Raw genomic sequence first — 21,226 nt, 5'->3', positions numbered from 1 at the left:
GACTGCTTCGGCTTTTTTATTTATACATTTTTTAAATTTTATTGACATCTCAATTTATCTATGGTATCTTATTTATAATGATTACTGTTTAGAAATCATTACTCAAAAATGACGTTTGATTATCAAGGCTGGAACGATTCCTTTTCTGACCCTTGACTACTCAAACTGCCTAATTTAAAAATTAATATGGAGGAAAACAAATGTCAAAAACATTAAACAATCTTATGGAGGCCTTTGCCGGAGAATCTCAGGCAAATAGAAAGTACACAGCTTATGCAAAGAAAGCGGAAGCAGATGGAAATATCAATGCTGCTAAATTATTTAAAGCCGCATCTGATGCCGAAACCTTGCATGCCCTGAAGCATTTTGAAGTTGCCGGAAAGATTCATACAACGGCAGAAAACCTTAAAGATGCCGTCGCCGGAGAAACCCATGAGTATACCGAGATGTATCCTGACTTTTTAAAAGAAGCCGAAGCTGAAGGAAATAAAGAGGCGATCAAGACCTTTACCTTTGCTATGAAAGCAGAAGCTGTTCATGCCCGACTGTATCAGGAAGCCCTTGAAAATTTGGATCAAACCGAAGAAGTCTTTTACTACCTCTGTCCACTGTGCGGCAATATTGAAAAAGCAGTTCCCGATAAATGCGTCATCTGCGGCGTTCCCGGAACCAGCTTTATTAAGTACTAAAAATACTAAATCTAATGCATTTCCTAACTTGAAGAAGACCAGAAGAATCTCACCGGCTGATCGGCCGAATTCTTCTGGTTTTTTTGTTGCGTTTATCAGACCAGTTGTCTTTTGGCATATTTATAAAAATACGCTTCTTTTTTCATCAGTTCATTATAGGTGCCTTCTTCGACGATATTGCCTTTTTCCAGAACCAGAATCCGGTCGCAATTCATAATCGTACTAAGCCGATGAGCAATAACAATCCGCGTGGCATCGAGATTTTTCATGCTTGCTGAGACAATCTGCTGGGATCGGTTATCCAGGGCGCTGGTGGCTTCGTCAAAAAAGATAATCGCCGGACTGGCTGCAATGGCTCTGGCGATCAGCAACTTCTGCCGCTGTCCCCCTGATAGGGTTCCCGCTCCTTCGGCCACCATCGTTTTAAGACCCATGGGCATTTGCCGGATTTCTTCATCCATGCCTACTTTTTTAAGCAATTCCCAAACATCATCTTCGGTTAATTCCTTTTTTGAGCCGGCAATATTCGATAAGATATCCCCGGGGATTAGCTGGCTGTCCTGGAGCACCACCCCCATTTGCTTTCTGATTTCTCGAATATCAACACTTTCCAGATCAAATCCGCCGCAGTAAATACTGCCGCTCGTCGGTTTTTCAAACCCCAGCAGCAAACGTAACAGCGTTGATTTGCCACTACCGGAGGCCCCAACAATGGCCACGTATTCGCCATGTTTGATGTTGAAACAAATATTATCAAGAATCGTTGCGCCGCCCTCATAATAAGAAAAGTACAGATGATTTATTTCGATATCACCCTGAATTATTCCCGGCGTGGTTTTAAAGCTGTCCACTTCCGGAACGCCATTAATGATCGGCTTGGTATTTTCATATTGTGGTACTACACTATTGATCGAAATCAAGGTTTGAACCAATCCCAGCAGGGAGGATATAAAAATCATAAAGGCCGAATTGATGGCCACAAACCCCCCCGAAGAAATGCCGTTCACACTCACGTAGTAATAAATCACGCACATCGAAAGGGTTGGTAAGGCAATCGTTGTAAGCCTAAGTAGTGCCATCAGCTGCCCTCTTTTATACTCCACCTTGCGCTGTTTGGCATACGCCCTCACCCATTTCAAGTAAGACCGGCTTTCCGCCCCAGCCACCCGTAACCGGGAAACCGAGGTGATCAACTCAAACACCATTCCTGAAATATCATTGGACATCTCCAGAGAAGCCCGCTGGCATTTCATTTGCATTTTTCCGATGACCAGGGTGATTGCTACACTGATGGCAGTTAACCCCATCGCAAGCAAACCAATGGTCGGACTAATCGTAAAGATATATAATCCATTGATAATCGAAAACGAGCTGGTAATGATCATGGTAATCACATTAACTGAAAGGATTTTTTGAATCATCGCAAAGCCGGTGGCCCGCATCGCCAGAGCTCCGGATGAATACTGTTTAAAAAAGGACGCCGGCAGCGATAAGAGTTTGTCCAACAGTGAATTCTGCAAAATCGATAACTTACCTTGGATTCGAAGGACACTGATGTTTTGAACCATCGTAAACAAACCGCGGCTGATGGCGACTGCCACCAGGATAAACCCCACCACCCAAATCGTCACTGACTGGTTTTGGGGAATCCAAACGTTAAAGGTCTCCTGCATTGCCATTGCCGGTAGCAGCGATAACAGCGCGGTCACCACCGCCAACACCAGGGTCCAGATTAGATCTCGCCGTGAGAACAGTTTTATGCCCAATTTTACCATGTCAAAAAAAGAAACGGGTTCCTTGGGTAAGGGCGGATAAAAGACGTAGGCTCGGGGAAATTCCGACTCGGCATCCACTTCTTGTGGCTTTTTATCAACGCTCCAACACCGATAGCGGTTAGGGGATTGGGGGATCAGAGCGACCGGCTCTCCTGCTGCGGTAAAGGCCAGCATCGGGCCATTGTCGTTTTTATACCAATCCGCTTTTAACTCCACCAGGCGAAAACGAAAACCGGACTCATCAGCAATCAACTTAAACGGATCCCCGCCACTTAGCTTCCGGAGCGGTGGGATTTTTACGGCGATGCCCATCGCTTCGGCGACCTTGCTTACCGCTGCAATCAAGGGACTATCATCCAGGGTAGTCGCCGCCTTTTTAGGGGTCAAAACACGATCAAATGCTTTTTTGGCACTGTTATCATACTTTTTGTTGATCTGTCTGATTTCTTCTAATTTTTTTGCCATCTTTTATCCCTCAGTTCTGATCAAACTTGCGTACTCGCCGCCTAAAACCATCAATTCTTCATGGGTTCCCCGCTCTTTGACAACCCCACCGCTTAGCACGATAATCTCATCGCAATCCCGAATCGTCGATAACCGATGGGCTACCAGAATGGTACTGATGCCGCGCTTTTTGATATTTTCACTGACTTCTGCTTCGGTGGCGGTATCTAAGGCACTGGTGGCCTCATCCATGACCAGAATCCGGGGATTTTTGCATAAGGCCCGGGCGATTTCCAGTCGCTGCCGTTGGCCCCCACTTAAGTTTTTTCCGCCTTCGCTTAAGATGTGGTCAAAGGCATTGGGCAGCGCCAGAATATCCTCATAAATACAGGCGTCTTTGGTGGCCTTTATCACATCCTCAACGGCAATGGTTTCATCCCACATGGTAATGTTATCCAGCACCGAGGCTGAATACATCACAATTTCCTGATCCACTGAGCTCATCGTATTGACCCGTAGTTCGGCTGGAATCGCTTTAATATCAATACCATCAATGCGTATTTCGCCGCTCCAGGGCTGATAAAGGGTGGTAATCATTTTAGCAATCGTCGATTTACCGCTTCCCGATGAACCGACCAGGGCAATCGAACCGCCAGCCCGAAGTTTCAGGTTCAAGCCCTCTATAATCGGATCTGAGAGTCGGTTATAGCCAAAGGTTAAATCCCGGATCTCAATCTCACCTTCTAATTGATCACAATCAAAGCCATCGAGTGAAAGCTTTTCTGATTCCAGGGCGATATCTTCGGGATATTTTTCCACATCATCCAAGCGCGCAATATCGGCGATCATCCCCTGCAAGGCGGCACTGGTACTGACCAGCTCGCTCATTGGCTGAGTAAAGCCCGTCATCAGCGTGTTAAAGGCCACAAAAGTACCAATGGTCATCGCTCCCATTAACACGTACTCGCTACCGATGGTAAAGATCAGGGCTGTTAAAATCGAAGTCATCAGGGTGGGTAAAACGGAGATCACGGCTTCCATCCGACCCATACGCTGCTCCACCGCCAGGGTTTCGGCACTGAGTCCGGCGATGCGGGTAAAGAAGTTATCTTCTTCTCCAATCGATTTTATGGTTTCGATCGATTTTAGATTAACCATGATCCAGCCAATCGATTTGCCCTGATACTGGAGTAACACCCGGTTGTTATCGGCATTCTTTTTAGCTGTATATTGCAGCAAGAAAATATTGATCCCGGTGATCACAATGCCGATTAAGGTTAACACAACATTGTACTGAAAAAGCAGGATTAAATACAAAAATGCAGTAACCAGATTGACCAGAATACGAGCCAGATTGCTTGATAACGCCGTTGCCACGGTATTGATGCTTTGCATCCGGCTATTGATATCCCCGGATTGGCGCTGATTAAAAAACTCTACCGGCAAGCGGAGGACGTGACGAAGATAAGTACCCGCACTGTCAATGGCGATATAGTTCTCCATCCGCACCAGCGCGTTCTCCTTTAACCAGTTGAGAATGGCCTGGAGCACCACCGTGTTTAAGAGGATAAAAATAAAAATCAGGATATCAAATTTTTCGGTATTATCGAGGTAATAATCGACAAATATTTTTGCATAATTGGCAATAATCAGACCGGGAATAACTAACAATACCCCCAACACCAGGGCATAAAGCAAGGGTGAAATACCGGTTTGAGAAAGGCGTTTAAACAGTGCCTTCCAGACATCGGGCTTTTCTCCGGCCTTTTTAAATTCCGGTCCCGGCCGGGACTCAATCACTACCCCAGTAAACATCTGTCCCAGTTCTTCTGGAGTGATTACCCGTTTTCCTGAAGCCGGGTCGCACAAATAAACCTTGTCGTTCTTAAACCCTTCCAGAACAACAAAGTGACTAAAATCCCAGTGAATAATCACTGGCATTTGCATTTCTTTTAACTTATCCACCGTACAGACAAAACCCTGGGAATTAAGACCATAAAGTCGGGCAGTCCTGGCAATATTTCCGGCCTTTACCCCGTCGCGGGATACTCCGCAATCAATCCGAAGCGTCTCGAGGGTTTCATAGCGCCCATAATAGGCCAAAATCATCGAGAGCGAGGCGACCCCGCATTCGACCGCTTCCATTTGCAAAACCACGGGTACCCTGGCTATTTTAGGCCGTTTTTCTTTCTCATCCCGACTTTTCTCTGCTTCTGATTTCGTCATGCGTCTGGCCGCCTTTCTAGGAGATAATCATATCAATGAGATATAAGCGATCCGTAAAAATGATTGCACTGGCAGAGGTTCCCGTCGTGATTTCACCACTAAAACCGTTGTTTTTTTTGGTCCAGATATAATTTCCCTGATCATCCACCTTGGGATCAATAATAATTTGCATTTCCAGCGGATTTTCTTGATCCTGAGTCAAACCGCTTCGCTTAACACTTCGTACAATCCCTCTTAAATAGCCATAGTCATCGGTGGATGCCGATTCAACCGCAACAAAGACCGGATCGCCTTGCTTAACATTAATGGCGTCTTCATAGCTGGAATAAGCCAGCACCACCACGGTGGTGTCTTCATTTTCCCGTTTGACAATTTGACACAGGGTCGAGTTTTTCGGTAAAAATGCCCCATCTCCAAAATTTAGTCCCGCTATCATCCCGCTTTCCATCGCTACAATCATCGTTTGTCGCTTAAATCTGCTCTTTTCTTCCTCTGTCAGCACTGCTCCACTCGTGATCTGAGCTGCTGTGTTCTCGACAGTCACAACCCCCAGCAAATCTCCTCTTTTCACATAATCGCCATCGGAAACACTCAGCTGGGTCAGAATCCCTTCATTTTCAACCACTACTTGGGCCGTTCCCTCACCATAAGATACAACGGCGTCGAGGGTGGTGGTGATATTAATCGGAACAGTCATCGAATAAATAACCACGCAGACTAAAAAAATGATAATTCCCAGTAGAATCAGCAGGTTCCCCGGACCGATAACGGTCATCAAAGCGGCGTGTTCACTTTTTTTGGTGTTTTTATCCTCTTTGTTCTGAAAAATGGATTTACTCACCGCTTTGTCCTCCCCCCGTCAAATTTTCCCTGGGCACCAATTGATCATTGATATAAATCTTTTGAAATACCGGAATCCCATCAATCAACCGTTTATCAAAGTCTAAACTGCCATAGACCGTCTCAAAACTGTTTTCTCCCAGCACTTTTATTATCGTTTCTACTTCCAGACTCTGGGCCGCACTCGCCGCATCTGCGGCCAGATGCAGCGACATATAGGCTTGGGCGGCTGGCACATCCGGGTTCTTCCCATAAGCTTTCTGATAAGCCTTAATAAATGCCGATTCCGGGCCAGCCGCGGCGGTATTGTTAAAATAACTGGTAACCTGGGTCAGATTTTTCATGTTCGTAGGAATAATATAGGGCTGAATCTCAATGTCATAGCTGGCAAAAATTGGCCGGGTGTTACCGGTTTTTTCCAGATACTCATAAAGCACCGTAATGTCATTTCCGACACAGGCGGTAACAATCGCCTGGACCCCCAAACTGTCCCATTTTTTTAGATAATAACGAAAATAATCAAGATTGGGCAGATAAGAAACCGCATCGACAATTTCAATGCCCACTTCAGCACCATGTTCTTCAACTTTTTGAATAAAATCTTTGCCATAGGTATTGCCGGCGCTATGAACAACCGCGATTCTTTGGATTCCCTGGGTGGCCATACTTCTTACCATTTCATCGGCCATGGCGTCATCCGATGGCGCGCAGAGATAGGCGCCTTCATTTTCAGGGCGATTCAATTTTGAACTGGCAATAATGGGCGCAAAAAGCAGCTTGTTATTCTGCTTATAGATATTCCCGACCTTTAGCACATCATCGGTGCTTCGATGTCCGATAACAATTGGAAAACCTGCTTTTTCGGCAATCCGGGTAGCCACTTCGACCGCCGTATTGGTGTTGTTGCCGTCATCATTGTAGTTGATTTCGATCGGTTGGTTAAGGATTCCGCCCTGATCATTGATTTCCCTGGCGGCCAGTTCAATGCCATTTTTGAAGGAGGCACTGTATTCCTGGGAGAACGGATAAACCACATCCACTGATAACTTACCGGTTTCTTTGACCGTGCTGGTACAGCCAAAACAAAGCAACCCGCCAATAACCAGAACGCCCAGGGTGGATAATATTATCCAATTTTTTTTCATGTCCCACTCCTTTGATTTTATAATTGAGGCAATAAAATGCTCTGAGCTTTCCCGTACTTATCGACAGTGCGGTCGGTTTTAGCTCACCACAGACTAAATAAATGGCGAGAACAAAACAAAATACCGGTCACTCAGGCCTTTTAGCAACACGCCGATCTTCTCAGCGGATAAACTCAGTTTTTCTGCTGTTTCTCCAATCGTATCGCTACCCGCGCCGGCCAGAATATCGATTTCTAACTGACTTAGCGTATTGATATCAAACAGCGAAAAATCAGGAATCCTCTGGATGACCCAGGTGTTTTTTTCTTGCTCACTGAGTTCATGCCATTCTTTAAGAAGACCCTGATAGTCGATCAGTTTTTTATAATACTCCACCATCAGATTATTTTTACCATAAATAAATTTAAGATATCCCGCGGCAATCCCATAGTTAAAAGCCAGCTTGAAATCGGCTTGAATCCGTTCTTTGGTAATCAGACCGTGTTCATATTGTTCTTTCATTTTATTAGAAACTGCGGTAATAAATCGGGAGCGACCCATGCAGACTTCCGGCAGCGATAATTCTTTGGTATGATTAACCGGAAAATCCTCCAGGTTGGTAAGGCATTCCCGGTCTTCCAGAACGATCCCAAATTTTTCAGGTTGATTATAAATCTGGGTACCGGGCAAGGGCATAATAAACGTTGTCGATAAGTCCAGCATTCCGGGGGCCAGATCCAGTAATTCTAACGCTTTTCTAGTGGTTGTAGCCAATGTTTCGGCTGTTTCAAAGGCCCCGCCGATAATGTAATTCCCGGTTAGTTGCGGTAATCCGGCAGCATAGCAGATCTCAACCACTTTTTTGATGTCCTCGGGGCTGGCCTGTTTACCATAAGCTTTGAGCACATCGTCGACCCCGGACTCCATGCCGATTTGCATTCGCACCATGCCGCTGTCAATCATTTCTCTAATGAATTCCAGATGTTTCACCAGAAATCCGGGATGACCTTCACAAAACCAGACAAAATCATATTTTTCCCTTAGCCGTTTTACTCCAGATAAGATTTTCCGCAGCCTGACCGGATTGGTGGTAAAGGTATCATCGCAAAAAAACAGGTACCGGGGTCGTTGACTTCTTTTTAAGCGGGCTTCTATTTCATCCAGCACATCTTTCGCTGTTCGCATTCTCAAATTTTTAGAATTTCCCCCCTCAAAGCAGAAAGCACAACGATAGGGACAGCCTCTGGCCGTAATTACTGACAACAGTGGACGTTCATGATAATCAAGCACATCTTCATTTCGGGGCAAGGCATACTTTGAAAAGTCTTCCAGATAGATGTAATCAGCATTCTGAGCTGGCTGGATTTCTCCGGGAACAAGGACCGCTTCGCCCCTGATTTTTGCATTTAACCAGGTTAAGAGGGTTTCTTCGCCTTCTCCTTTTAAAATACCGTCGGCTTGAAAGCTGCCCAGATCCTTTTCAGTCATATGGAGGGTTTGAGGGCCTCCTAACACAACGTAAAAATGATAATGTTTTTTTAAATAGCTGATGATGGCAGCCACCGCTGACTGATTATCAAAATCACAGTAAAAACAGACCGCAAACAGGCGGTCTTTCATATTTTTAATGGTTTTCACCGCATCGGTGGTAATGCCCGTATAAGCCTTTGCCTCAAAGCCATTGGCATTGAGTTGAGCCGCCAGCGTTAGAATGCCCAGATTTTCAATCATTTCAAAGGTCCGTCCGCGGATCATCCGTTGCGTGTAGATTAGCAGAACTTCGGGCTTCTTGTTTAAGGCTTCCGGTATAAAATCCACTTATTCCCCTCCAATTTATCAAGGGCTTGCTGTGCCTGGCGATAGAAATTGGCATTTTTTCCCTGCGGATCGAGTTTCATTTTCCCCTGTTGCAGAACTTCTTTTTTTGACAGCTTGCCATTGCATAATTTTAGCAGGGTATCGTCAATTTCATCCAGTTCCTGATCAAATATCTGTGGTTTTTTACCACTGACATCGGTGTAAAGCCACAGTTCAAAGGTTCGGTGGACAATCGCCGCTTCATTATTTTTTCCCAACTCAACACTCAAAACATACTCATCCGAGGCGCGCATTTTCCAATACGCATCATCAATCGGAATATTTTTATAGACATAGTCATTCCAACGGGTAAAAACCCCGTATTGTCGACCCAGTCGGTAGGAATCCAGAATCACCGCTTCGGGGATTTTTCCATCAAAATAGATTTTGCGCATTTCATTCTGGAGTCGTTTGTTGGCCTGCAAGCGAATATTGATCAGATCCGTAAAATCCAGTTCTTTGGTGCGGGAAAGGGGAATATCCTCATTGCAACAATCAATCAGTTCCTCATAGATTTCCATCCCAAATTTCTTCGGATTAAGCGTAATGGGCGTCTTGGGATAGGGCAGAAATGAAAAATAAGCCGTTTCAAACTGTCCCGGAGCCCGGTAAAGCAATTCCATAATCAAATCTTCAGATTCTTTAATGGTTCCCGCCGTTTCGTGGGGACCGCCAATAATAATGTTGCCAGAAATGCCATGAATCCCCGATTCAACACAATGGTCAATGACATCCACCACCATTTTTTTGTTTATTTTTTTATTGTAACTCTTTAAAACCCTATCACTGCCGGATTCCAAACCAAAGAATATTTTTTTTAGCCCTGCCACCGCCATATTTTTTGCCATCTCCCGATGCTTATCAATCGTTGAGATGTGAGCACTGGCAAACCAGACAAAATCATAGTCTTTGCGGATCTCTTTTATTTCTTCACAAATCTGGTTAACCCGCTTATGGTCCAGCGTAAAGGTATCATCCAGAAAGTTGATATAATTGATGGCCGGATCGCGCCTGAAATTCTCCCGGATTTCAGTCATCAGGGATGGCACCGAATGACGCCGAACCCTTTTGGCATTAGCCCCTTCATAACAGAAGGTACAACCAAAGGGACAACCCCGACCAGTCAAGATCGGTAGCAACTGATAATACTTATAATCGTTGGTCAGCGTAATATCCGGCCAGGGAATATCATCCAGTTCTTCCGGAGGCTTTCGTGGTTCGGTTTCCACCAGGGTTCCTGTTTTATCGAGATAAATAATTCCTTGAATTTCATTGAGAGAACCTTTGTTTTTGATAAAATAATCCATCAACTCCAGAATGGTTTCTTCACCCTCGCCGATACAGGCCGCCGCAATGGCGGTTTCTTTTAAAAATTTGGCATCCATCCCAGCGGTTTGCGGCCCTCCGGCCAGCAGGATCACCTCGGGATAGCGTTTTTTTACTTCCTGAGCAAATGTTTTCACCCAGTGAACATTGTTAAAATCACAGTAGAAACCGATGATTTTGGGTATGTCTTCTTGTTTCATCAAATCGACAACATAATTCAATGCTTCTTTGGCATAACCCTGAAACATCTCAACCTGATAGCCTTTTTGTCTTAAGAGTTGGATCAATATATTCATTCCCAGATTACTGCCGGGAATATAACCGCTGACATAGCGATGTGATTTAATCAATAATAGTTCCATCGTCTCTTTCTCCCCCTTCGAAGGCTGTCAAAATAACCTAGCACCGACAGCCTTCGAAGGGGCAGAACCCCTTCTTCGCTTATTAAGCTCTCGCTGTTTGTGTTGCTGTAAAGGCATAATCCACGCCAACAATACTTAAACCGCCAGCAGCCTGATCCAATTGATCATCTGTGATTGGTTGTTTGGCTTGTGCTTCTTTAAAAGCAGCATGAAATTCATCAGCAGTACAGCTGTAACCTAATTTTGCAACCACTGCGTCAAATTCTGCCCCAGTTTTTGCTTCATCCAGTTGTTTTGCCAATGCCTCATCGGTTAATACTTTTGCGGCCAACGCTCTTGCTCCATCAATACTCATGTTCTTCCTCCTTAAATTTTTTGGCTAAATCATAAAATGGGTTAACCAATATTTAAAATTAAATTGATATAAAATATCAACTAATTTTTCATGGAATTCGGCCTGGTTTTGATAGGGACCACCGAACCTTAAAAACAATTCAGTTTCTAACTCGGCCAGGCTTCTTTTTCCGGCACAACGCAGCAGTAGCTCATATTCCAGCGGCGAAAGCGCCATACCGTCAAGTTTGGGAAAACCTTCGGTAAAGGTCATGGTGCGCCACAATTCAAAGGTACGCTGTGGGTAGTCCCGGGTGAAATCCAGAGCGGGCTCAAAAGCCTGTCCTTCATTCAAATACAAGACATAATAATATTCATAGGCTCTTGGATTGGCAGAAATTTCCTCAAACCAGCGGCTCCTAATACCATAATTCAGGGCGGCTTTAAACTGTTTCATTACCGCATTTTGTTTTAATTCATGATTTTTGATTTTATGTTGCATGCTTTGCCGAATGACCTTATTGAGTTCTTGACGGTTTTTCATCACCTGATCCTGGCTATATCCCAATGGCGTAACAAAAGGATAGTCATCGCCAGATAAGCGACCTGACTGATCATGCAGTTGTAAATTAAATTTTTCAGGATTCTCAAAGATCGGGGTACCGGGATAAGCTCTTAAAAAGCCAGTAATAATATCAATAACCCCGGGAGCCTGATTAATCAGGGTTTTTATCAGCGTCGCGGTTGCCCCCTCTTCTTCCTCAGGACCGCCGACAATAAAGTTAGTAGCAATTTGGGTCAGTCCACAGTCGGCAGCGTAAGTCACAAATTCAATGATGTCATCAATCTGTACATGCTTGTTGTATTGGTTAACAACCTTCTGATCACCAGACTCAATACCAATCTGCAAGCGGATCAGCCCGGCCTCAATCATCGTCGGCAGAATATCCATCCAGTCTTTGATTCGGCCCACATGACATTCGCAATACCAGACCAGATCGCGGTCTTTTCTAATTTCTTTCATCCCTTGACAAAATGCTTCAATCCGCTCCCGATTGAGGGTAAAGGTATCGTCCATGATAATAATATAATTTAAATCCGGATTGTTTTTTAGGTTTAGTCTGATTTCTTCCAGCACTAACGGCATGCTGCGCAACCGAACCTTGTGCTTGCCAGGACTGGGCGCACAATAGGCACATTGATAAGGACAGCCCCGACCAGTAAAAATCAACTTGCCATAAGCGTGATCAATATGTAGTGAGGCGTGATAGGCCGGCAGCGGCAGGGCATCCAGATCGGAGATAATTTCCGGCGGGGTTTCTCTGAAAATCCCGTCTTTGATCATTGCCAATCCGTTGATCGCACTTAAGTCCCCCTCTTCTTTTAAAACAGCCTTAAGAAGCAGCGGCAATGACACTTCGCCCTCGCCTCTTAAGATAAAATCGGTCTGACTGTCTTCTAAAAACTTTTGCCCCAGACCAATGCTTTGAGGGCCACCAACCACAATGGGAATATTATCGATTGCTTTTATTTTTTTAGATAAATCCTCAATAATTTGAACATTATCAAAATCACAGGAAAAGCCCACGGCATCCGGCTGGTTCTTTTTTACCTGTTCCAGCAGGTGTTCCGGTTTGCCATGAAAAACAAGGGGTTCAAACCCAGCTTCTTCCAGCGCTCCGGCCAGATAAAAGAGTCCCAAATAATCATGAGCGCTTGTTTCGTATTTTTTTGACACATTGCTAAGTAGTATTTTCATTTTATTACCCATTTTCTAGTACGGAACAACAAGCAACCAATATTTTTTATCAAAAACTTTCAGAGTTTCAATGATCCGCTCCATTAATTCATCCACACCCTCATTAAATGGTTTTCCGAATCGCTCATAAAGGATCTCAGCAATGCTAAAGATGGTACTTTTGCCGGTACAGTATTTCATAATTTCGTATTCAAAGGGTGACAATGCCTCACCCCATAACAGTGGATAGCCCTGGGAAAAATCGACATCCCGCCACATCTCAATCATTCGCTGAGGTCGCCAATTCGGCAGCTCAGCCGGATCGACATCGATAACCCGGCTGGCGGATTCCCGGGCCAGCATCGTGTAATAAGCGGTTAAGGTCGGCTTATGATGAGAAATAATATTAATCCAATATTTGGGCCCATTTGAAGCCATCGATGTTTGATAGCACCTTAAAATATCCTCATGACCCAGTTCGCCATCGCTAAGCATGATCTTGATCTCATCGACAAAGCTCTGAAGGTATTCTTGATAGGCCGCCATGATCTCCCGACGATCCATGGTTTCGCTATCCATAATCGGGTAATCAGAAATACAGCCCAGTCCCTGTTTATCGTAAATTGTCAGCCCGTATTTATCGGGGTGCAGCCCAATATCGGTCATCGGGTAGGGCATCACAATACTGGGCGCAATTTCCATCATCCCCGGGCCCAATCGCAACAGTTTGGCGCCGAAGGCCTTGTTTTTTTCAATGTGCTCACGATTTTCAAAGGGACCACCCACTAACAACGCTCCGAAGACCTGCTGCACCCCGGCATCGTAGGCCGCTTTAACAACAGTTTCCACCATTTCCGGTGAAATATTTTTACGATAAATCTTGAGCATCGCCTTATCCACGGTTTCAATACCAATTTGAAGCCGGTTAAGGCCGGCATCCACCATCAACTTAAGGACTTCCGGTCGCCTGCTTAAGGACACCACATCAGCCTCACAATAGAACTGAAAGGGTTTCACGGCCTGAAGCGCTTTAGCCTCACGGCAAAAGGTATCCAGCCATTTAGGGTCGGTGACCAGGGTGTCGTCACAGAATTTAAAATAACTGAGCTCCGGGTATTTAAGGAGAAAATGTTTCATTTCGGCAATAACGTTTGCTACACTCCGCTGCCGCATTGGCCGCTTCAAGGCTCCTTCATGGCAGAAAACACAATGATAGGGGCAGCCCCGGCTGCTCATGAGATAAAGGCTGGCATAATCAATCGGAGTAATGCTTTTATGATAGGCCGGAAACGGTAGTTCATCCAGATTCTCTACCACTGGACCTTCGCCCATATCGATATACTCACCTTTTTCGTTGAGATAACAGATTCCGGCAATCCCATCCAGGCTTCTGTTTTCTTTTAAGGCATTGAGAACCGCCACCATTGCCAGTTCACCTTCGCCTCTGACAATGGCTACCGCTTGAGACTGACGCAGATCGTCTTCATCCAGAGAAATGGCTTCGGGTCCGCCAATCAGCACTGGAATATTATGCATTTGTGTAATTGCCGCACTGACTTTTTTAACCACATGCTTATTTTCAAAGTCTACCGAAAAGCCAATACCGCAAATTTCGTTGAAGGGGTATCGTTTCAAATAATCGATCGCCTGATCTGGTCGGCATTCACAAACAATGGTGTCATAACCCTTCGAATCCAGATAGCTTGCCAGACCATAGATACCCAGAAAGGCACCGTTTCGGCTAAAGCCGGCAATTTCCATCCCAATGGTTGATAACTTAAACAGCATAAACTTATTTTTCACAACATCCTCAACTGTTTTTTTCACTGTTTCTCCCCGATTCTCCCATTCTTTATCTGCCACTTTCGCACTCAGTGAACCTGACAATACACACATACCGACAGCTTCGAGTTTTTTGATAGTATCTAGCAGATGCAACTTAAACGCGTCAAAATTCTCAAAGCTCTTCTGGTATTCCGGAAAAAGTATTTTGGCCATCTCAAACATCGCCAGTTTTCCGGAGCTATATTTTAAAACTTCAAATTCAAAGGGAGAATAAACAAATCCGTTTAACGCCGGAATTTCTGCCGCCAGCTCGGGGGTCAGAGAAAGCAGAGCGATCCGTTGCGGGTGCGTCGCAAACACCGTCTCTCCGGGATAATCTTTCGTCAGCTTATCCCCACGAACGCGGGCTTTATACTGGGCATCAAAATAGGGGTACCGGGAATAGGCCAGTCCCTGCCACATCCCACTGAGACCGTATTTTTCACTGAGCGCATAGCTTTGTAAAATGACCGCATCAGGAATTTCGCCATCGTTTAGCATTTTTCGCATCAGTCTGATATTTTCTTCGAAAAACGCATTTCGAGCCGCACAGATTTCTTCGATGCTCAGAGTTTTAGTTTCAATCACCGGAAAATCACCCACCGATGTAAGGGCTTTTTCATCCTTTACAATAATCCCGAAGGCTGCGGGATCTTTTGACATCGCGGTTTCCGGGAAGGGCATATAAAAGGTGCTGACGACTTCTACCATCCCCCGACCAGCTTTAATCATTTCATTAACCGTATCAAAGGTAAAATCCAGGGTTTCCCGGGTTTCCAGTGCCCCGCCGATGATGATGTTCCCCACCAATTGAGGCAATCCGGCGGCGTGACAGATCTCGATGACGTCAAAAAGTCCTTCCCGCTTTATTTTTTTGTTATAAATATCAATGATATGCTGGTTACAGCTCTCAATGCCGATCTGCATCCGCACCAGACCAGCATCCACCATCATTTTTACAATTTCCGGATACTTGATGACAATATTGACGTGGGCATCGGCGAACCAGACAAAATCGTGTTCTTTGCGCAACTCTTTGAGTTGGTCACAAAAAGTCCGCACCCGTTCCTTGTCCAGGGTGAAGGTATCATCGCCGAAAAAGATGTACTTCACATTGGGGTTTTGTTTAAGCCGACAGCGGATTTCTTTCATCACATTTTCAACACTGCGGCGCCGGACGTTCTTGCTGTTTCCCCCCTCATAACAAAAAGAGCAGTGGAAAGGACACCCTCGTCCTGACATGACTGCCATATGATTAATGCCCTGATGCTGGGCAGATTTAATTGTACCGGTGATGATTGGCAATTCGTCTAAATTTTCAATGGCTGGATAAATGTCATTATCATAATAGCTGCCATCATTCCGAAATGAACACATACCGGAGATATTTTCCCATCGTTCTCTTGCTTCATTTTGAATGGCGTGGATCGCTTCGTAAAGGGAATACTCACCTTCTCCCCGCATAATCGCATCGGCCTGGCTGGCGCGCAAAAAGTCTTCACCCAAACCCACCGTCTGGGGCCCGCCGATAAAAACAATGGCACCATAGCGCTTTTTTATTTCTTTGGTAAAACTTAAAACGGCCGACTGATTCTCATAATCACAATATAAACCCACCACCGTATTTTTATCCGCGCCACTCCGATCCAGAAATTCCAGTCCTCTTAACAGCTCGCCGGAAAAAACAGCTACATCAAGTCCTTTACTGGCCATCATTTCCGCCAATGACATATGACCGATGGGCTCAATTTGAGTGATCGAATGGGTCCGTGTTCCACGATGAATCAGCATCAGTTTTAAGTTGATCGTTTTCACTATGCGCCTCCAAGTTTAATTTTTATGCATCGTTAAGATCTATTTCGTAAATTTTTTTATTCACAGTGTATTCTTTTTTTTGTGATTTGTCTATTGCTTTTTTGTTAAATCCGCTGCACTTTTTAGCTTTCCCTATTTTAAAAATTTTACTTGATACTGCGCCCAATAATGACATCGGCAATACCGACTCGAAGCCCGGTTTAACTATTTACGCCTCCAATTCAGTGATGGGGATAACTGATTTTGGATTGGCACCATGCTCACCAATTATTTTTTCCATCCAGACCATGTCATACCAGGTTTCAAATTTATAACCGCATTTTGAAAAATGACCAATGGTTTGGAAGCCCAGGTGTTCATGAAAACCGATACTCCCGGGATTGGGATAGGCAATGCAGGCATACAAATTACAAATGTTCTGCTTTCTCAAAACTGCCTCTAAGTTCTGGTAGAGTTTTTTTCCCACCCCGCTTTGACGGTTGTCCTGTTTGACATAGATGGTGGTTTCCACCGCCCAGTCATAGGCGGCCCGGTTTTTAAACGCCGAAGCATAAGCATAGCCAAGAATTTGCGCTTCATGCACGGCCACTAAAAAAGGATATTTAGTTAAGGTCTTATTTATTCGTTCACTAAATTCTTTAAGGGACGGGACGGTATATTCAAAGGTAATCGCGGTTTCTCTGACATAGGGCGCATAAATGCCCAGTAAGTCTTGTGCATCTGAGGCCTTCGCCCTACGGATGATAATGTCTCTGCTCATATTTATATCCTTCTTTTCTCAATTTCAACTATTTTATTATAACATTTCTAAAAACAACGGAAAAGAATCCCTTCACATTTCTGTATAAGGGATTCTCCTATTTAGATTAAATTTAAGCTTATTTATAATAGAAAACTCTTAACCGCTTCCGCTGGCATCATGGTCCGCTCCACAATGGCATCCACCGTCATCCCCTGGTCATGAAAACGCCGGCAAACCATGGCCATACTTTCGCCCACTTCGATGATATGGTAATCCGGATCATAAAAGCGGATGGCTCGCTGCCCCCAGGCGGCTTCCTCGACATCGTGTAAATAGTTTATCCCTTCAAAACTTTTCAGATGTTTTAAAAAGTCATCAAGATTTTCTTCTTCAAAGTACATCTCCATATCGTTACCCCGATAGACAATCGACTTTTCGTCGGCATTAATAAATTTCGCCCAAAGCGCTTTATCCTGCAGCGAAAATCCTGCGTTAAAGGTAATATTTTCACCAAAATCCATCACCACTTCCAAACCAAAAACATCACAATAAAAAGCCCGTGAACGATTGATATCATCCACCACCAGCATCGGTGCTTCAAATTTCATTTCTTAATCCTCCTTGTTTTTAGTTTATTCTACCTGACTAATCACGACACCAGTCTGTCATGTTTAAATCAATCACTGGTATTTTTCAGCAATTTTTTTCGCAATCATCAAAATGTCTTCTCTTAGTGCTTCAGGTTTTATTAATTCTACCCCATCACCAAAGCTCAGCAGCCAACTAAAAAGATTTTCTTGGCTTGAGAAATAAAATTCAAAGCGGAGTTTTCCTTCCCTGGTCATTTGATAAGAGTCCATCCCATATTCATCAATCAGCCGCCATTTCATAGCGGGGTCAAATTCTGCCACCAGATGAATCTGGCTGGGCATGGCCAATTGCTTCTGAGTGTTATATTCTGGCAGAATCCGGGGCTCATAGGTCTCATCCAGCACCTGCAGGTTCCAGAGCCGATTGAGCTTAAAAAGTCGGTAATCACAACGCTCCGGACAATAGCCCCAGATATACCAGGATGACCATTGATAGACAATCAAATAAGGCTCAATCTGTCGGCTGCTTTCGCCTTTTGGTGAATAGTAATAAAAAGAAATGACCTGCCTCTGATCAATGGCTTTTTTAATGGTTTCAAATTTGGGGGCCAATGAATTTTTATAGTGTGAGGACAGATCAATAACAAGATGATTATCCGGCTGGGTCACTCCCCCACGCACTGCCAGTTTATCAATTAATTGCCGATATTGATTGGTTCCGGCAATGCTGTCCAGACTCTTAAGTCCTGCCAATATAGACTGCAGCTCCGCTGATGATAATAGCGTTTTATCGATCTTATAGCCTTCCATAATGGCGATCCCGCCGTTTGCTCCCTGGGTTGTCGTCAGCGGAATTCCAGCCTTGCAGATGTCTTCAATATCCCGATTAATGGTTCGGCGGGAGACTTCAAACATCTCTGCCAGGTAAGGAGCCGTCACTTTTTTTTGCTGTAGAAGAATCGATAGTATCCCGATTAGCCGATCAATTTTCATATGCGATCCTTTTATTAAAACCTTTTAAAGGTCCATATTTAAACGTCAAGAAATGTGATCACCTTATCAATAAATACTTCCCCATCCAGATGATCCAATTCATGGCAAAAACACTTGGCCAAATCATCTTCGCCGTCAATGATGATTTCATCACCCTTTTCATTGCGCGCTTTAACAGTAACTTTTTGGGGACGGATGGTCGTTCCAAATTTTCCCGGAAAACTCAGACAACCTTCTGTGCACTCCTGTTCGCCACTGGTCTCAATGATTTCGGGATTAACCAGTTTTATCACCCCTTCACCCATATTAATAACCACCAATCGCTTTAGGATACCCACCTGATTGGCGGCAATTGCAGCACTATTGGGAATACTCTGTAATGTTTCTAGCATATCATCAAGAATCATTTGTATTTTTTCATCGATTTCGTTTACTTCTTTGCATTTTTTTCTGAGGATTGGATCCTCATCAAGCCGAAGTTGTCGTATTGCCATTGCTTCCTCCTGATTAATTTTACTTACTTTTCTCAAGTATATTGTGAAAATCGAAGTCTGTCAATGAGCGCTGCTCTTTAAATAGTATAAAAAAGAATTCTTGGAATCTTTACTCCTTTAACCCAAAAAAGGCCTAGCACATCCCCTGATCTGCTACGACCTTTTGCCTTAAACTCATGGTTCGAAATATTCAAAGATAATTGCATCAAATTTTTTCTTGCAATACTCAATGTCATCGGTATCCTGAACTGTCCATCCGACCAGCCTTCCGGTCAACAAGTGGAACAGGCTAAGACCCAATTTCCGCCGGGCATCCCCGTGACAGAATGCCATAAAATGCGGGCGCGTGATAAAATTGGTTCCAAATGAAATAATTAACAACCATTGCCAGAACTTAACATCCAGCCCTTTGAGACTTTTTCTACCGACTGAAAGCTGCCCTCTTACTACATCAGGCCGATTCTTATAAAACCATCTTACAATTAAAGGATGAAAAGATTCGACACAATAAAGCCCGTCATATTCATCAAGCTGACTTGCTGTTTTTGCACAGAGTTCATTGAGATATTTCGTATTTTTCAGTTCGACAATTAAGGGAACCCGACCATCCACCATTCTCAGAACCTCGTCAAACAGAGGGATTTTCTCTTCCGTGTTTCCCAGGTTATAGGCCAATAATTCCTCATAGGTACAATCGGTTATTAACCGCTCCACTCCACACAAACGTAATAAATTATCGTCGTGAAACACAACGATTTTTCCATCTGCGGTAAGATTTAAATCCATTTCAATTCCATAGCCGGCATCGACTGCTTTTTTAAAGGCTGCCATCGAATTTTCTGGGATTGTCTTATCCTTTTGGTGCAAGCCCCGATGGGCATAATAACTGGTCCACAATCGATCATCGACTTCCTTTGGCATCCTGCCCGGGAGCAGCAACAAAATATAAATGATAAATATGGCTATTCCTGCCACGATATACACTGTCATGTAACCTTACCTACTTTTGCTAATCTAATTCAAATCAGTCCCTTTCTCTTAAATTTTTGCGATCGCAAAAACACTAGGTTGTTTGTCTGTTTCACAATAACCTGATCACTTCTTTTTTACCGCTAGTATCTATTATAAACCCATGTTCTTTTATTTACCCTACTATTTTCTCAATCTTTCATTAAAAATAGATTAGTATTTAGACTATTTTCTGTAAAATCTTGTTTTTTAAACCGCTGGTCTGAAAAATTCAAAGATAATTACATCAAAAAACCTCATGCACCGCAGGGGATCATCCGTATCTCGGATTGTCCAACCAGCCAGTTTACCGCCTAATTGGCGGAAAAGACGAAGACTGAGCCGATGATGGGCATCTTTATGGTCATAGGCCACAAAATGAGGACGGGCCGCCACGTTTGTCAGAATTGATGCAATCATTAGACTTTGCCATACCGGCAATTCTTCAAAGCTGCGATGGTTAGCTGATAGCTGTCCTCTGATCACCAGCGGCCGATTTTTGTAAAACCATCGGACAATGCCGGGATGAAAAGACTCCACACAATAAGAGCCCGGATAATGATCCAGAATCGCTGCGGCTTTTTCACAAAGCAGCTGCCAATTTTTGGTGTTTTTCAACTCTACGATAAGTGGTGTTTGGCCATTGACCCGTTTCAAAACATCCGTCAAAAGGGGAATCCCTTCACCGGTCTGTTCCAGGCGATATCCTAAAAGTTCCATCAGGGAACAATCGGTGATCAATTTATCCACACCACAGACCCGCAGAAGATTGTCATCATGAAAAACCACCACCTGTCCATCGGCACTGAGATTGATATCCAGCTCCATCCCATATCCGGCCTCAACGGCCTTCTCAAAGGCTAACACCGAGTTTTCCGGAATCGACCGATCCTTATTATGAAGGCCGCGATGGGCGTAATGATATTGCCAGAGTCTCGTGTCTGAATTGGGGGGCAACTGAGCCGGCGAAATCATAAACAGATATAAAAGTATTACGCCAACGGTTACCATTGTTATAATGATGATCATCTTCTGCCTCGTCGTTT

The 21,226-nt window shown here is 44.2% G+C and carries 16 protein-coding genes; 1 reads left to right on the top strand and 15 read right to left on the bottom strand.

Going from position 1 to position 21,226, the window contains the following annotated elements; all coding sequences use genetic code 11:
* The first annotated feature begins 200 nt into the window (after nucleotides 1-200).
* On the top strand, nucleotides 201-689 hold the full coding sequence (locus DOZ58_RS13450) for a rubrerythrin family protein (RefSeq protein WP_111888756.1): 489 nt from the start codon (nucleotides 201-203) through the stop codon (nucleotides 687-689).
* Nucleotides 690-784: 95 nt separating this feature from the next.
* On the opposite strand, the gene DOZ58_RS13445 is transcribed toward DOZ58_RS13450, so the two are convergent.
* The 15 genes from DOZ58_RS13445 to DOZ58_RS13375 all read right to left on the bottom strand — a co-directional run bounded on the left by DOZ58_RS13445 (nucleotide 785) and on the right by DOZ58_RS13375 (nucleotide 21,209).
* Nucleotides 785-2,929: an NHLP bacteriocin export ABC transporter permease/ATPase subunit gene (locus DOZ58_RS13445; RefSeq protein WP_111888755.1), complete on the bottom strand. Its 2,145-nt coding sequence runs from the start codon at nucleotides 2,927-2,929 to the stop codon at nucleotides 785-787.
* A gap of 3 nt (nucleotides 2,930-2,932) precedes the next feature.
* The gene (locus DOZ58_RS13440) at nucleotides 2,933-5,134 is read right to left on the bottom strand and encodes an NHLP family bacteriocin export ABC transporter peptidase/permease/ATPase subunit (RefSeq protein ID WP_111888754.1); all 2,202 of its coding nucleotides are present in this window, start codon (nucleotides 5,132-5,134) and stop codon (nucleotides 2,933-2,935) included.
* Nucleotides 5,135-5,150: 16 nt separating this feature from the next.
* Nucleotides 5,151-5,975 carry a biotin/lipoyl-binding protein gene (locus DOZ58_RS13435; protein WP_111888753.1) on the bottom strand — a complete coding sequence of 275 codons (825 nt, stop codon included), beginning with the start codon at nucleotides 5,973-5,975 and terminating at the stop codon, nucleotides 5,151-5,153.
* Nucleotides 5,968-7,119, bottom strand: a complete 1,152-nt coding sequence (locus tag DOZ58_RS13430; protein WP_111888752.1) for an ABC transporter substrate-binding protein — start codon at nucleotides 7,117-7,119, stop codon at nucleotides 5,968-5,970. The genes DOZ58_RS13435 and DOZ58_RS13430 overlap by 8 nt, the downstream gene beginning before the upstream one ends.
* 93 nt (nucleotides 7,120-7,212) lie before the next feature.
* Complete coding sequence (locus DOZ58_RS13425; protein ID WP_111888751.1) at nucleotides 7,213-8,916, bottom strand: radical SAM protein; 1,704 nt, start codon at nucleotides 8,914-8,916, stop codon at nucleotides 7,213-7,215.
* Nucleotides 8,892-10,643 (bottom strand): B12-binding domain-containing radical SAM protein, encoded by a 1,752-nt coding sequence (locus DOZ58_RS13420; protein WP_111888750.1) that lies wholly within the window; start codon nucleotides 10,641-10,643, stop codon nucleotides 8,892-8,894. Before DOZ58_RS13420 ends, DOZ58_RS13425 begins: the two co-directional genes overlap by 25 nt.
* Before the next feature lie 82 nt (nucleotides 10,644-10,725).
* Nucleotides 10,726-10,998 (bottom strand): Nif11-like leader peptide family natural product precursor, encoded by a 273-nt coding sequence (locus tag DOZ58_RS13415; protein WP_111888749.1) that lies wholly within the window; start codon nucleotides 10,996-10,998, stop codon nucleotides 10,726-10,728.
* 24 nt (nucleotides 10,999-11,022) lie between these two features.
* Complete coding sequence (locus DOZ58_RS13410; protein ID WP_111888748.1) at nucleotides 11,023-12,747, bottom strand: B12-binding domain-containing radical SAM protein; 1,725 nt, start codon at nucleotides 12,745-12,747, stop codon at nucleotides 11,023-11,025.
* A gap of 3 nt (nucleotides 12,748-12,750) precedes the next feature.
* A complete protein-coding gene (locus tag DOZ58_RS13405; protein WP_111888747.1) occupies nucleotides 12,751-16,353 on the bottom strand; it encodes a radical SAM protein in 3,603 nt (1,200 codons plus the stop codon).
* 208 nt (nucleotides 16,354-16,561) lie between these two features.
* A complete protein-coding gene (locus DOZ58_RS13400; RefSeq protein WP_111888746.1) occupies nucleotides 16,562-17,113 on the bottom strand; it encodes a GNAT family N-acetyltransferase in 552 nt (183 codons plus the stop codon).
* Nucleotides 17,114-17,235: 122 nt separating this feature from the next.
* On the bottom strand, nucleotides 17,236-17,703 hold the full coding sequence (locus DOZ58_RS13395; RefSeq protein WP_111888745.1) for a VOC family protein: 468 nt from the start codon (nucleotides 17,701-17,703) through the stop codon (nucleotides 17,236-17,238).
* Between the two features lie 72 nt (nucleotides 17,704-17,775).
* Nucleotides 17,776-18,678, bottom strand: coding sequence for a YafY family protein (locus DOZ58_RS13390; protein WP_111888744.1), 903 nt, complete (start codon nucleotides 18,676-18,678; stop codon nucleotides 17,776-17,778).
* A 38-nt stretch (nucleotides 18,679-18,716) separates the two neighbouring features.
* A complete protein-coding gene (def, locus tag DOZ58_RS13385) occupies nucleotides 18,717-19,172 on the bottom strand; it encodes a peptide deformylase (RefSeq protein WP_111888743.1) in 456 nt (151 codons plus the stop codon).
* A gap of 174 nt (nucleotides 19,173-19,346) precedes the next feature.
* On the bottom strand, nucleotides 19,347-20,162 hold the full coding sequence (locus DOZ58_RS13380; protein WP_111888742.1) for a glycerophosphodiester phosphodiesterase family protein: 816 nt from the start codon (nucleotides 20,160-20,162) through the stop codon (nucleotides 19,347-19,349).
* Between the two features lie 228 nt (nucleotides 20,163-20,390).
* Nucleotides 20,391-21,209, bottom strand: coding sequence for a glycerophosphodiester phosphodiesterase family protein (locus DOZ58_RS13375; RefSeq protein ID WP_111888741.1), 819 nt, complete (start codon nucleotides 21,207-21,209; stop codon nucleotides 20,391-20,393).
* Nucleotides 21,210-21,226 lie beyond the last annotated feature (17 nt).

Source organism: Acetobacterium sp. KB-1 (genome assembly GCF_003260995.1).
Taxonomy (GTDB): Bacteria; Bacillota; Clostridia; order Eubacteriales; family Eubacteriaceae; genus Acetobacterium; species Acetobacterium carbinolicum.
Note: the sequence above shows the minus strand (reverse complement) of the source record. Positions and strands in the feature narration are given on the sequence as shown.

What these genes read in the sequence shown, in the direction of transcription:
- DOZ58_RS13445 (WP_111888755.1), bottom strand. Translation starts at nt 2,929, where the DNA reads ATGGCAAAAAAATTAGAAGAAATCAGACAGATCAACAAAAAGTATGAT.
- DOZ58_RS13375 (WP_111888741.1), bottom strand. Translation starts at nt 21,209, where the DNA reads ATGATCATCATTATAACAATGGTAACCGTTGGCGTAATACTTTTATAT.
- DOZ58_RS13380 (WP_111888742.1), bottom strand. Translation starts at nt 20,162, where the DNA reads ATGACAGTGTATATCGTGGCAGGAATAGCCATATTTATCATTTATATT.
- def (WP_111888743.1), bottom strand. Translation starts at nt 19,172, where the DNA reads ATGGCAATACGACAACTTCGGCTTGATGAGGATCCAATCCTCAGAAAA.
- DOZ58_RS13450 (WP_111888756.1), top strand. Translation starts at nt 201, where the DNA reads ATGTCAAAAACATTAAACAATCTTATGGAGGCCTTTGCCGGAGAATCT.
- DOZ58_RS13440 (WP_111888754.1), bottom strand. Translation starts at nt 5,134, where the DNA reads ATGACGAAATCAGAAGCAGAGAAAAGTCGGGATGAGAAAGAAAAACGG.
- DOZ58_RS13390 (WP_111888744.1), bottom strand. Translation starts at nt 18,678, where the DNA reads ATGAAAATTGATCGGCTAATCGGGATACTATCGATTCTTCTACAGCAA.
- DOZ58_RS13410 (WP_111888748.1), bottom strand. Translation starts at nt 12,747, where the DNA reads ATGGGTAATAAAATGAAAATACTACTTAGCAATGTGTCAAAAAAATAC.
- DOZ58_RS13400 (WP_111888746.1), bottom strand. Translation starts at nt 17,113, where the DNA reads ATGAGCAGAGACATTATCATCCGTAGGGCGAAGGCCTCAGATGCACAA.
- DOZ58_RS13415 (WP_111888749.1), bottom strand. Translation starts at nt 10,998, where the DNA reads ATGAGTATTGATGGAGCAAGAGCGTTGGCCGCAAAAGTATTAACCGAT.
- DOZ58_RS13420 (WP_111888750.1), bottom strand. Translation starts at nt 10,643, where the DNA reads ATGGAACTATTATTGATTAAATCACATCGCTATGTCAGCGGTTATATT.
- DOZ58_RS13430 (WP_111888752.1), bottom strand. Translation starts at nt 7,119, where the DNA reads ATGAAAAAAAATTGGATAATATTATCCACCCTGGGCGTTCTGGTTATT.
- DOZ58_RS13395 (WP_111888745.1), bottom strand. Translation starts at nt 17,703, where the DNA reads ATGAAATTTGAAGCACCGATGCTGGTGGTGGATGATATCAATCGTTCA.